The following is a 13199-nucleotide window of genomic DNA, read 5'->3' as shown; positions in this document are numbered from 1 at the left end:
ATCCGGGTCGCCGCCGTCAGCCGTTCTGCGTCCTCCGGCGTGGCCCCGGTGTTGGCCCGGATGTGACGGGGTTCACTACCCGGGCTTCCGTGACCCACCCTGGCTGGATAGTGTTTCAGACAGCTATAGACGAGGGAGGTAGGCATGAGGGGTGTACGGGGTCTGTCGGCGGTGCTGCGGGTGCTCTGCGCCGCCGCACTGTCAATCGCGGTGGGCGGCGTCACGGTCACGACGGCAACCACGGGCAAAGCCCGCGCCGCGGGCTACGAAACCCTGATGGTGCCGTCGGCAGCAATGGGGCGTGACATCCCGGTGGCCTTCATGGCCGGCGGCCCGCACGCCGTGTACCTGCTGGATGCCTTCGACGCCGGCCCGGATGTCAGCAACTGGGTCACCGCGGGCGATGCGATGAACACGCTTGGCGGCAAGGGGATCTCGGTGGCGGCGCCCGCCGGTGGCGCGTACAGCATGTACACCAACTGGGAGCAGGACGGCAGCAAGCAATGGGAGACCTTCCTGTCCAGCGAGCTGCCCGATTGGCTGGCCGCCAACCGGGGCCTGGCTCCGGGCGGCCACGCCGTCGTCGGCGCCGCCCAGGGCGGCTACGGCGCGATGGCACTGGCCTGCTTCCATCCCGACCGGTTCGGTTTCGCCGGCTCGTTGTCGGGCTTCCTCTACCCGTCGGACACCTCGGTGAACGGCGCGATCACCGCGGGCATGCAGCAGTTCGGCGGGGTGAACACCCAGGCCATGTGGGGTGCGGCGCAGTTGGGCCGGTGGAAGTGGCATGACCCGTGGGTGCACGCTGCCCTGCTGGCCCAGAACAACAGCCGGATCTGGGTGTGGAGCCCGAAGACCGGGGGCGCCAGCGATCCCGCCGCCATGATCGGCCAATCGGAAACGGCGCAGGGCACCAACCTGACCTTCTACCAACAGTACCGCAACGTCGGCGGGCACAACGGCCACTTCGACTTCCCGGGCGGCGGCGACAACGGCTGGGGTTCGTGGAGCGGGCAGCTGGGTGCCATGTCGGGCGATATCGTCGGCGCCATCCGCTAGGAGCAGAGCGGCTGCGACACCGGCGGTGCCCGTGCCGTGAGCCGGTACCGTGTAGTGGAGTGCAGCAGAGGGCGGGACGGCCGCTTGGCTGCTATCAAGCTGCGACCTACCGACTCTGCTAGCAGGAGACCGCTCGTATGGCCAACAAGGCCAAGAAGACCACCACCGCGCGTCGTCAACGCCACCGAGTTCTGGCGTGGGTCGCGGCCGGGACAATGGCTGCCGTCGTGGGACTCGTCATCTTCGCCGTGGTGGTCATGCTGCGCAGCCCCGAGACCCCGCCCAGCGCGGTGCCGCCCGGGGCGGTGCCCCCGACGTCTGGCTCGGGCCATCCGCACAAGCCCCGACCCGCCTCTCAGGACGCGTCCTGCCCGGACGTGCTGCTGGTCGACGTTCCCGGTACCTGGGAATCGTCGCTGCAGGACAGCCCGCTCAATCCGATGCAGTTCCCGAATGCGTTGCTGCACAACGTGGCTGCGACGCTCGGCCAGCAGTACCCGTCCTCCCGCCTGCAGACGTATACGACTCCCTACACGGCGCAGTTCCACAATCCACTGGGCGCCGACCAGCAGATGTCCTACAACGACAGCCGGGCGGAAGGCACCCGCGCGACCGTCCAAGAGTTGACCGACATGAACACCAAGTGCCCGTTGACCAGCTACGTGCTGATGGGCTTCTCGCAGGGCGCGGTGATCGCCGGTGACATCGCCAGCGATATCGGCAACGGCCGCGGACCCGTCGACGACGACCTGGTGCTCGGCGTGACGCTGATTGCCGACGGCCGTCGCGAGCAGGGGGTGGGTAAGGAAATCGGGCCCGACCCGCCGGGTGAGGGCGCCGAGATCACCCTGCACGAAGTGCCAATTCTTTCCGGGATGGGTTTGACGATGACCGGGGCGCGGCCGGGCGGCTTCGGCGCGCTGGACGGCAAGACCAATGAGATCTGCGCCCCGGGCGACCTGATCTGCGCCGCCCCGGCCGAGGCGTTCAGCATCGCCAACCTGTCCAACACGCTGAGCACGCTGGCCGGCAACGGGGGCCAGCCGATCCATGCGATGTACGCCACTCCGCAGTTCTGGAACCTCGACGGGACGACGGCGACCGATTGGACGCTGAACTGGGCGCACGGGCTCATCGACAGCGCGCCACATCCCAAACACGGATGACCAGCATCCGATGGACAGCAGGACACAGCTTCCAGTACCCCGATAGTGACCAAATCGGCGGTACCTTGTGATTTGGTCTGCCGCACGCCGCGCCGTAACATTAAGAGAAAAGTAAGAGCGATAAGAGAAGTGTGTGTTGACCCGATCGGGTCGCGGCTCGCGCGCGTGGCGGTAGGTAGTCCTAGGTAGTCCTTGGCGGAGCCAACCGAAGACAACCGTCGGCGCAGCCGATTGAGATGTTGTGTTGTAACAGGAGAGGGCGGCATGGCGTACCACAACCCGTTCATCGTCAATGGAAAGATCCGGTTTCCGGACAACACCAACCTCGTCAAGCACGTCGAACGGTGGGCGAAGGTTCGTGGGGACAAGCTGGCCTACCGCTTCCTGGACTTCTCCACCGAACGCGACGGCATCGAACGCGACATTCTGTGGTCCGACTTCAGCGCCCGCAACCGCGCCGTCGGAGCGCGCCTGCAGCAGGTCACCCAGCCGGGCGATCGCATCGCCATCCTGTGCCCGCAGAACCTGGATTACCTCATTTCTTTCTTCGGCGCGCTGTATTCCGGCCGGATCGCGGTGCCGCTGTTCGACCCCGCCGAGCCGGGTCACGTCGGCCGGTTGCACGCGGTGCTCGACGACTGCTCCCCGTCGACGATCCTGACCACCACCGACTCCGCCGAAGGTGTGCGCAAGTTCATCCGTGCCCGGTCGACCAGGGAGCGGCCCCGCGTCATCGCCGTCGACGCGGTGCCCACCGAGGTCGGCTCCACCTGGCAGGAGCCCACGCCCGACGAGACCACGACCGCCTACCTGCAGTACACGTCTGGCTCCACCCGCACACCGACGGGCGTGCAGATCACCCATCTGAACCTGCCGACCAACGTGCTGCAGACGCTGGTCGCCCTGGAGGGCGCCGAAGGCGACCGGGGTCTCAGCTGGCTCCCGTTCTTCCATGACATGGGCCTGATCACGGCCCTGTGTGCTCCGATGCTCGGCCAAAGCTTCACCTTTATGACGCCCGCCGCGTTCGTCCGCCGCCCCGGCCGCTGGATCCGCGAACTCGCGCGCAAGCCCGGCGAGACCGGCGGCGTCTTCTCGGCCGCGCCGAACTTCGCTTTCGAGCACGCCGCTCTACGCGGCCTGCCGCGCGACGATGAGCCGCCACTGGACCTCAGCAACGTCAAGGGGATCCTCAACGGCAGCGAGCCGGTGTCACCGGCGTCGATGCGCAAGTTCTATGAAGCCTTCAAGCCCTACGGTCTCAAGGACACCGCGGTCAAGCCGTCGTACGGTCTGGCCGAGGCGACGCTGTTCGTCTCGACCACCCCGGGCAACGAGCCGCCGACGGTCATCTACGTCGACCGGGACGAACTGAACAACCAACGCTTCGTCGAGGTGGGCCCCGACGCGCCGAACGCCGTCGCGCAGGTCTCCGCGGGCAAGGTCGGTGTCGACGAGTGGGCGGTCATCGTCGACGCCGAAGCGGCCAGTGAGCTGCCGGACGGGCAGATCGGCGAGATCTGGTTGCACGGCCAGAACCTGGGCATCGGCTACTGGAACAAGGAAGAAGAGACGGCCCAGACCTTCCGGAACATCCTGAAGTCGCGTGTCACCAAATCGCGCGCCGAGGGAGCTCCCGACGACGGGCTCTGGGTGCGCACCGGCGACTACGGCACCTATCACAAGGACCACCTCTATATAGCGGGCCGAATCAAGGACCTGATCATCGTCGACGGCCGCAACCACTACCCGCAGGACCTCGAGTACTCGGCGCAGGAATCCAGCAAGGCATTGCGGACCGGCTACGTGGCCGCCTTCTCGGTCCCGGCCAACCAGTTACCCCAAGCGGTGTTCGACGACCCGCACGCGGGCCTGAAATTCGACGCCGAGGACACCTCCGAGCAGCTGGTGATCGTCGCAGAGCGGGCCGCCGGTACGCACAAACTCGACTACCAACCCATCGCCGACGACATCCGGGCCGCCATCGCCGTGCGGCACGGGGTCACCGTGCGTGACCTGCTGCTGGTGTCGGCCGGGACGATTCCGCGGACCTCCAGCGGAAAGATCGGCCGCCGCGCATGCCGTGCCGCCTACCTGGACGGCAGCTTGCGCAGCGGCATCGGCTCCCCAACCGTGTTCGCCACCGAATCCTGAGTCCAGCAACCATTTAGGCACTTATGACTGAGATAGAAGATCCCCAACCGAACGAAGGGGCCCCAGCGAACCTGCCCGCCGACAAGACCGACATGACGGTCCCCGAGATGCGGCAGTGGCTGCGCAACTGGGTGGGCAAGGCCGTCGGGAAGTCACCCGACGACATCGACGAGTCGGTTCCGATGGTGGAACTGGGCCTGTCGTCACGGGATGCCGTGGCGATGGCCGCCGACATCAAAGACACGACCGGCGTCACGCTGTCGGTCGCGGTGGCCTTCCAGCATCCGACCATCGAATCGCTGGCGACCCGGATCGTCGAGGGCGAGCCCGAACGGGAAGACGACGATTCAGACGCTTTGGATTGGACGCGCACCGGCCCGGCCGAGCGTGTCGACATCGCGGTCGTGGGTTTGTCCACCCGGCTGCCAGGCGACATGAACAGCCCCGAGGAAACCTGGCAGGCGCTGCTGGAAGGCCGCGACGCCATCACCGACCTGCCCGAGGGCCGCTGGTCGGAGTTCTTCGAAGAGCCCCGGCTGGCCGAACGGATCAATCAGGCGCGCACCCGCGGCGGCTACCTGAAGGACATCAAGGGCTTCGACTCCGAGTTCTTCGCGGTGGCCAAGACCGAGGCCGACAACATCGACCCGCAGCAGCGAATGGCGCTCGAATTGACCTGGGAGGCACTCGAACACGCCCGCATCCCGGCGTCGAGCCTGCGCGGTACGGCCGTCGGCGTGTACGTCGGCGTCTCGAGCAACGACTACGGCTTCATGGCGGTGTCCGACCCGACCGTCGCGCACCCCTACGCCATCACTGGCAACGCCACCTCGATCATCGCCAACCGGGTGTCCTACTTCTATGACTTCCGCGGCCCGTCGCTCGCGGTCGACACCGCCTGCTCGAGCTCGCTGGTGGCGACTCACCAGGCGGTGCAGGCGCTGCGCAACGGCGAGTGCGACGTGGCGGTCGCCGGTGGCGTCAACGCGCTCATCACTCCCGCGGTGACCCTCGGTTTCGACGAGATCGGCGCGGTGCTCGCCCCGGATGGCCGGATCAAATCGTTCTCCTCGGACGCCGACGGCTACACCCGCTCCGAGGGCGGCGGCATGCTGGTGCTCAAGCGGGTCGACGACGCCCGCCGCGACGGCGACCAGATCCTGGCCGTCATCGCCGGTAGCTCGATCAACCACGACGGCCGGTCCAACGGCCTGATCGCACCCAACCAGGACGCGCAGGCCGAGGTGCTGCGCCGGGCCTATAAGGACGCGGGTATCGATCCGCGAACCGTCGACTACATCGAGGCGCATGGCACCGGCACCGTCCTCGGTGACCCGATCGAGGCCGAGGCGCTGGGCCGGGTCGTCGGCCGGGGACGGCCCGCAGACCGGCCCGCGCTGTTGGGTGCGATAAAGACCAACGTGGGGCACATGGAGTCGGCCGCGGGTGTGGCCGCCATGGCCAAGGTGGTGCTCTCGCTGCAGCACGACAAACTGCCGCCGTCCATCAACTTCGCCGGGCCCAGCCCGTACATCGACTTCGACGCCATGCACCTCAAGGTCATCGACACCGTGACCGACTGGCCGCGCTACGGCGGCTACGCGCTGGCCGGTGTGTCCAGCTTCGGCTTCGGCGGCGCCAACGCGCACATGGTGGTGCGCGAGGTCTTGCCGCGCGACGTCATCGAGCGTGAGGCAGAGCCTAGGCAGACGGAGGTCAAGGCCGCCGAGACCACTCCCACCGAGGCCCCCGCGCTGGAAAGCCACTCGCTGCGGTTCGACGACTTCGGGAATATCATCGCCGACGAAGCCGGAGCCGAGGAGCCGGAGCCGGAACTGCCGGGTGTCACCGACGAGGCGCTGCGGCTCAAGGAAGTCGCGCTGGAAGAGCTTGCGGCGGAAGAGGCTTCGGAGCCGCTGGTCCCGCTCGTGGTGTCGGCGTTCCTGACCTCGCGGAAGAAGACCGCCGCCGCCGAGTTGGCGGACTGGATGGAAAGCCCGGAGGGCCAGGCGTCGTCGCTGGAGTCGATCGGCCGGTCGCTGTCGCGGCGCAACCACGGCCGTTCGCGCGCAGTGGTGCTGGCGCACAACCACGAGGAGGCCGTCAAGGGTCTGCGTGCGGTCGCCGAGGGCAAGCAGCGGCCCAACGTGTTCAGTGTCGACGGCCCGGTCACCAACGGCCCGGTGTGGGTGCTGGCCGGATTCGGCGCGCAGCACCGCAAGATGGGCAAGAGCCTGTACCTGCGCAACCCGGTGTTCGCTGAGTGGATCGAGAAGGTCGACGCGCTGGTTCAGGACGAGCTCGGCTATTCGGTGCTCGAGCTGATCCTGGACGACTCGCAGGACTACGGCATCGAGACAACCCAGGTCACCATCTTCGCGATCCAGATCGCCCTGGGCGAGCTGCTCAAGCACCACGGCGCCAAACCCGCCGCGGTCGTCGGCCAGTCGCTGGGCGAGGCGGCGTCGGCGTACTTCGCCGGCGGCCTGTCGCTGCCCGACGCCACCCGGGCGATCTGCTCGCGCTCGCACCTGATGGGCGAGGGCGAGGCGATGCTCTTCGGTGAGTACATCCGGCTGATGGCGCTGGTGGAGTACTCCGCCGACGAGATCAAGACGGTGTTCTCCGACTTCCCTGACCTGGAGGTGTGCGTTTACGCCGCTCCCACCCAGACCGTCATCGGCGGCCCGCCCGAACAGGTGGACGCGATCATCGCCCGCGCGGAATCGGAGGGGAAGTTCGCCCGCAAGTTCCAGACCAAGGGCGCCAGCCACACGTCGCAGATGGACCCGCTGCTCGGCGAGCTCACCGCGGAGCTGCAGGGCATCAAGCCGATGAGCCCGACCGCGGGGATCTACTCGACGGTGCACGAGGGCAGCTACGTCAAGCCCGGCAGCGACCCGATCCACGACGTCGAGTACTGGAAGAAGGGGCTGCGGCACAGCGTCTACTTCACCCACGGCATCCGCAACGCCGTCGACAGCGGCCACACCACCTTCCTGGAGCTGGCGCCCAACCCGGTGGCGCTGATGCAGGTGGGTCTGACGACGGCGGACGCCGGGCTGCACGACGCCCAGCTGATCCCGACGCTGGCCCGCAAGCAGGACGAGGTCGAGTCGATCACGTCGACCCTGGCCCAGCTCTACGTGTACGGCCACGACCTGGACCCCCGGACGCTATTCAGCGCCGCCAGGGGGCCCGCCGGACCAGAAGATTACGCGAACATCCCGCCGACTCGATTCAAGCGCAAAGAGCACTGGCTGGATGTGCACTTCTCCGGCGACGGCTCGGTGCTCCCGCCGGGGTCCCACGTCGCGCTGCCGGACGGCCGCCACGTCTGGGAATACGCGCCCCGCACCACCACGGATCTGGCCGACCTGGTGAAGCTCGCTGCGGCCCAAGTCATCCCGGATGCGCAGCTGACCGCCGCCGAGCAGCGGGCGGTGCCCGCGTACGGTTCCCGACTGGTCACGACGCTGACCCGTCACCCCGGCGGCGCGTCGGTCCAGGTGCACGCGCGTGTCGACGAGTCCTTCACGCTGGTGTACGACGCGCTGGTGAGCCGCGGCGGCGTCGCGTCGGTGCTGCCGACCACTTATGCCCAAGTCGGCGCCGGCACGGCCATCACGGCCGAGCCAACCATCGTCGCGCCGGTCAGCGATGCGCCCGGCGGGGATCCGCGGGCGGCCGCGATCAGTGCCGGCGAGGACCACGACGCCGAAACGCTCGCGGACAGCCTGACCACCCGCTACATGCCGGCCGGCTTCACCAAGTGGTCGCCGGAGTCCGGCGAAACCATCGCCGAGCGGCTGGGCACGATCGTCGCGGCGGCCATGGGCTACGAGCCCGAGGACCTGCCGTGGGAGGTGCCGCTGATCGAGCTGGGTCTGGACTCGCTGATGGCGGTGCGGATCAAGAACCGCGTCGAGTACGACTTCGACCTGCCGCCGATCCAGCTCACCGCGGTGCGGGACGCGAACCTCTACAACGTCGAGAAGCTGATCGAGTACGCGATCGAGCACCGCGACGAGGTCGAGCAGCTGCACGAGCACCAGAGGACTCAGACGGCCGAGGAGATCGCCAGGGCGCAAGCCGAGCTGCTGCACGGCGGGCCCAAGACGGAGCCCGAAGCGGCTGCCGAGCCCGAGCAGGCGCCCCCGCCGCCGGTGTCGGACCTGCCGATTCCGCCGCCGCCGACGGATCCCTCAGGGCCCTCTGGGCCCTCTGGGTCCACAGCCAACGGCGGGCAGCCGAGTCAGGCTCCGGATCTGAAGGGGGCGGCCGAGGCGCTCAACCAAGAAGTGGTTGCCAAGGCGCTCAACGCCGACATTCCTCCGCGTGACGCCGCCGAGCGGGTCACCTTCGCCACCTGGGCGATCGTCACCGGCAAGTCCCCGGGCGGCATTTTCAACACGCTGCCCAAGCTGGACGACGACAGCGCCGCGAAGATGGCGCAGCGGCTCTCCGAGCGCGCCGAAGGTCCGATCACCGCCGAGGACGTGTTGACGTCGGAGAACATCGAGGCGCTCGCCGAGAAGGTGCGCGTCTACCTGGAGGCGGGGCAGATCGACGGGTTCGTCCGCACCCTCCGGCCTCGGGCCGAGGGCAGTTCGAAACCCCCGGTGTTCGTGTTCCATCCGGCCGGCGGCTCGACGGTGGTGTACGAGCCGCTGCTCAACCGGTTGCCGGCCGACACCCCGATGTACGGATTCGAACGCGTCGAGGGGTCGATCGAAGAGCGTGCGGCGCAATACGTTCCGAAGCTGATCGAGATGCAGGGCGACGGCCCCTACATCCTGGCCGGCTGGTCGCTGGGCGGTGTGCTGGCCTACGCGTGCGCGATCGGGCTCAAGCGGCTCGGCAAGGACGTCCAGTGGGTGGGCTTGATCGACGCGGTGCGCGCCGGCGAGGAGGTCCCGCAGACCAAAGAGGAGGTCCGCAAGCGCTGGGACCGCTACGCCCGGTTTGCCGAGAGGACCTTCAACGTCACCATCCCGGCGATCCCCTACGAACAGCTCGAGGAGCTGGACGACGAGGGGCAGATCCGGTTCGTGCTGGATGCCGTGAGTCAGAGCGGGGTGCAGATCCCGGCCGGGATCATCGAGCACCAGCGCACGTCGTACCTGGACAACCGAGCGATCGACACCGCCCAGATCCAGCCATACGACGGGCATGTCACCCTCTACATGGCCGATCGCTACCATGACGACGCGATCATGTTCGAGCCGCGGTACGCCGTTCGCAAACCGGACGGCGGCTGGGGCGAGTATGTTTCCGACCTCGAGATCGTGCCGATCGGTGGCGAGCACATTCAGGCCATCGATGAGCCGATCATCGCGAAGGTGGGCGAACACATGAGCCAGGCTTTGAACGAGATCGAGCATGCGATCGAGTCAGAACGCAGCCGGACAACTGAGGTCGGCAAGTAGTGACGGAGATGGCGCCAGCTCCCATCCAGCACAGCACCGCGGAGAAGCTGGCCGAGCTCCGCGCTCGCCTGGAGTTGGCCAAAGAGCCCGGCGGTGAGAAGGCCGCCGCCAAGCGCGAAAAGAAGGGCATCCCGAGTGCCCGCGCCCGCGTCCATGCGCTGGTCGATCCGGGCACCTTCCTGGAGACCGGTGCGCTGGCCCGTACCCCGGGCGATCCCAACGCGTTGTACGGCGACGGGGTTGTCACCGGGCACGCCATGATCGACGGCCGGCCGGTCGGGGTGTTCTCCCACGACCAGACGGTGTTTCAGGGCACGGTCGGCGAGATGTTTGGCCGCAAGGTGGCGCGGCTGATGGAGTGGTGCGCGATTGTCGGGTGCCCGATCATCGGCATCCAGGACTCGGGTGGCGCCCGGATCCAGGACGCGGTCACCTCGCTGGCGTGGTACGCCGAGCTGGGCCGCCGCCACGAATTGTTGTCTGGGATTGTGCCGCAGATCTCCCTCATCTTTGGCAAATGCGCTGGGGGAGCGGTCTATTCGCCGATCCAGGACGATCTTCTCGTCGCGGTGCGCGACCAGGGCTATTTCTTTGTCACCGGGCCCGACGTGATCCAGGAAGTCACCGGCGAAGAGGTTACCCTCGACGAGCTGGGTGGCGCCGACGCCCAGGCCCGCTACGGCAACATTCATCAGGTTGTCGACTCCGAGGCCGAGGCATTCCAGTACGTCCGTGACTTCTTGTCGTTCCTGCCGTCCAACTGCTTCGACAGACCGCCGATCGTCAACCCCGGGCTGGAGCCGGAGATCACCCCGACCGACCTGGAACTCGACTCGATCGTGCCGGATTCCGACAACATGGCCTACGACATGCACGAGATGCTGCTGCGGATCTTCGACGACGGCGACTTCCTCGACGTCGCCGCGCAGGGCGGGCCGGCGATCATCACTGGGTTCGCCCGGGTCGACGGCCATCCGGTCGGTGTGGTGGCCAACCAGCCCATGCACCTGTCTGGGTCGATCGACAACGAAGCCTCCGACAAGGCCACCCGGTTCATCCGGTTCTGCGACATGTTCGAAATCCCCTTGGTGTTCGTCGTCGACACACCCGGCTTCTTGCCGGGGGCCGAGCAGGAGAAGAACGGCATCATCAAGCGCGGCGGGCGTTTCCTATCTGCCGTGGTGGAAGCTGACGTGCCGAAGGTGACGATCACGATCCGCAAGTCCTACGGTGGCGCGTATGCGGTGATGGGCTCCCGGCAGCTGACCGCGGATTTCAACTTCGCCTGGCCCACTGCGCGCATCGCGGTGATCGGCGCCGAGGGTGCGGCGCAGCTGCTGATGAAGCGGTTCCCCGACCCGACTACGCCCGAGGCGCAGGCGATCAAGAAAGACTTCGTCGAGGGCTACAACCTCAACATGGCCATCCCGTGGATCGCCGCCGAGCGTGGGTTCATCGACGCGGTCATCGACCCGCACCAAACCCGGCTGCTGCTGCGCAAGTCGCTACATCTGTTGCGAGACAAGCAGCTGTGGTGGCGGGTGGGGCGCAAGCACTCGCTGCTTCCGATCTAGTTCCAACGGCGAGCGCTACATCCGCAGTGCGCCGTCGACGAGTTCGTCGAAGCGATCCAGCCCCTCGTCGGAGTCGGTGTCGATGCCGCGCAGCGGCCCGCGATCGGCGAGATACCGCAACGCGTACAGCCGGGCGACGAGTGACTTGCGTTCTGAGCCAAGGGTTTCCCGCTCCCAGGCGGCTTGCTCGGTGAGCAAGGCACCGGCGTAGACGTCGCCCATGAATTGGGCCAGCGGGAACAACCGCGCCTCGGCCACGTTGCGGTCCAGTTTCGTCCACGCGGTGATCGCCGCGTCGAGGTCCTCGATGCGGCTGCCGACCAAGCGAGTGGTCTCGTCATCGTCGGAGACCGACACCGCGTCGCGCACGCGCGCCAACAGCGTCTCGTGCGCGCGGGTCTGTTCGACGCCGCGCCGCACGTCGAGGCACAGAATGTTGTCGGGGCCCTCCCAGATGGTGTTCACCTGCGCGTCGCGCAAAATCCTTGCCACCGGCCATGTTTCGATGTAGCCGTTGCCGCCGTGGATCTCGATGGCGTCCGATGCCGCGGTGATCCCGAGCCGGCACACCTTGAGCTTGGTGACCGGTACCGCGATGCGCTGACGCATGCCGCGCGGCTGGCGGTGGTTGGTCGCCCCGGTGCCGTCGAACACCAACGCGAGGGCCGCTTCGACGTCGAAGATCATCTCGGCCAGCTTGCGCCGCATCAGCGGCTTGTCGATCAAAGCCCCGCCGAATGCCCGCCGCTGGCGGGCATAGCACAGCGATTCGACTAGGGCGCGACGCGCGTTGGCGAGCCCGAACAAGGCGATACCCAGCCGCGCCGCGTTGGTCAGCTCCATCATCCGGCCAAGGCCCTTGCCGTCGGACGGGCCCGCGTCCGCGGACGGTTCACCGGACAGCAGAAACGCCTCGGCGTCGACGAACTCGACCTCACCGGAGGCCACCGAGCGAGTGCCCAGCTTGTCCTTCAAACGCCGCACGCGCACCCCGTTGCGTGAACCGTCGCGGCGGGTGCGCAGCACGAGGAAATTGGCGACGCCACGGGTGGAGTCGGGGGCGCCCTCCGGTTTTGCCAGCACGACAAACGCCTCGCCCGCGCAGTTGGACGCGAACCACTTGAAGCCATTGAGTATCCACGTGAAGCCGTCGCCGCTTTGTGTCGCCGTCGTTTCGAGCGCTCCCAGATCGGAGCCGCCGGTGCGCTCGGTCAGCAGCTGCGCCGTCTCGCCCGCCCATTCACCGGACTCGAACTTGCCCAGCACATGCTCCTTGACATCGGCGGGCGCGTAGGCGGCGACCAGCGACTGCACCATGCCGCCGCCGGTGCCGAGCGCGCAGCCCATCCCGATGTCGGCTTGGTTGAGCAGATAGTTGGACGCGAACATCGCCAGCGGTGAACCCACCTTGGCGGCCCGCGCCTCGGTGCGAAGCGTCTTCTGCGCATCCAGGACCGCCCGCTTCGACTCGGTGAACGACGCCGGCATGACGACCCGGCTGATGTCGTGCCCCCACCGGTCGTAGCGCTCCAGCCGCGGCGGGTTGCGGTCGGTCTCATCTGCCCACCGCGCCACCGGACCGCCCATCAGCGCACCGATGCTGATCAACTGAGGCTCGACAACAGCCAGCTCATCGGGCGGCAGGTAGTAGCCCATCGTGGACCGCAGCGTCGGATCGGTGAGGTACCAATTCAGGCCGACGGCCCCGCGGTAATTGTCGGTCTGGTAGCGCTGCGACTTTTCCGGAGTCGAAAAAGGCAGCCGGTCGACGGCCTCGGAATCGTACTCACTCATGTCCGCGACGGTATTACAGTCGG

At 67.5% G+C, this 13199-nt stretch carries 6 protein-coding genes; 5 read left to right on the top strand and 1 reads right to left on the bottom strand.

Annotated elements, in window-relative coordinates; translation table 11 throughout:
* Nucleotides 1-144 precede the first annotated feature (144 nt).
* The 5 genes from ACLP9N_RS24140 to ACLP9N_RS24120 all read left to right on the top strand — a co-directional run bounded on the left by ACLP9N_RS24140 (nt 145) and on the right by ACLP9N_RS24120 (nt 11382).
* Nucleotides 145-1059, top strand: a complete 915-nt coding sequence (locus ACLP9N_RS24140) for an esterase family protein (RefSeq protein ID WP_442409753.1) — start codon at nt 145-147, stop codon at nt 1057-1059.
* A gap of 137 nt (nt 1060-1196) precedes the next feature.
* The gene (culp6, locus tag ACLP9N_RS24135) at nt 1197-2225 is read left to right on the top strand and encodes a carboxylesterase Culp6 (protein WP_442409752.1); all 1029 of its coding nucleotides are present in this window, start codon (nt 1197-1199) and stop codon (nt 2223-2225) included.
* Between the two features lie 264 nt (nt 2226-2489).
* On the top strand, nt 2490-4379 hold the full coding sequence (fadD32, locus tag ACLP9N_RS24130; RefSeq protein WP_442409751.1) for a long-chain-fatty-acid--AMP ligase FadD32: 1890 nt from the start codon (nt 2490-2492) through the stop codon (nt 4377-4379).
* A gap of 92 nt (nt 4380-4471) precedes the next feature.
* Nucleotides 4472-9808, top strand: coding sequence for a polyketide synthase Pks13 (gene pks13, locus ACLP9N_RS24125; protein ID WP_442409755.1), 5337 nt, complete (start codon nt 4472-4474; stop codon nt 9806-9808).
* A gap of 8 nt (nt 9809-9816) precedes the next feature.
* Nucleotides 9817-11382, top strand: a complete 1566-nt coding sequence (locus tag ACLP9N_RS24120; RefSeq protein WP_442409750.1) for an acyl-CoA carboxylase subunit beta — start codon at nt 9817-9819, stop codon at nt 11380-11382.
* A 15-nt stretch (nt 11383-11397) separates the two neighbouring features.
* Here ACLP9N_RS24120 and ACLP9N_RS24115 read toward each other — a convergent pair whose 3' ends face one another.
* Nucleotides 11398-13176 carry an acyl-CoA dehydrogenase family protein gene (locus ACLP9N_RS24115; RefSeq protein WP_442409749.1) on the bottom strand — a complete coding sequence of 593 codons (1779 nt, stop codon included), beginning with the start codon at nt 13174-13176 and terminating at the stop codon, nt 11398-11400.
* Nucleotides 13177-13199 lie beyond the last annotated feature (23 nt).

The sequence above is a fragment of the Mycobacterium sp. genome (assembly GCF_052144515.1).
Taxonomy (GTDB): domain Bacteria; phylum Actinomycetota; class Actinomycetes; order Mycobacteriales; family Mycobacteriaceae; genus Mycobacterium.
Note: the sequence above shows the minus strand (reverse complement) of the source record. Positions and strands in the feature narration are given on the sequence as shown.

Coding starts and splice junctions, on each gene's coding strand:
- ACLP9N_RS24140 (WP_442409753.1), top strand. CDS start 145: ATGAGGGGTGTACGGGGTCTGTCGGCGGTGCTGCGGGTGCTCTGCGCC.
- culp6 (WP_442409752.1), top strand. CDS start 1,197: ATGGCCAACAAGGCCAAGAAGACCACCACCGCGCGTCGTCAACGCCAC.
- fadD32 (WP_442409751.1), top strand. CDS start 2,490: ATGGCGTACCACAACCCGTTCATCGTCAATGGAAAGATCCGGTTTCCG.
- pks13 (WP_442409755.1), top strand. CDS start 4,472: ATGACGGTCCCCGAGATGCGGCAGTGGCTGCGCAACTGGGTGGGCAAG.
- ACLP9N_RS24120 (WP_442409750.1), top strand. CDS start 9,817: ATGGCGCCAGCTCCCATCCAGCACAGCACCGCGGAGAAGCTGGCCGAG.
- ACLP9N_RS24115 (WP_442409749.1), bottom strand. CDS start 13,176: ATGAGTGAGTACGATTCCGAGGCCGTCGACCGGCTGCCTTTTTCGACT.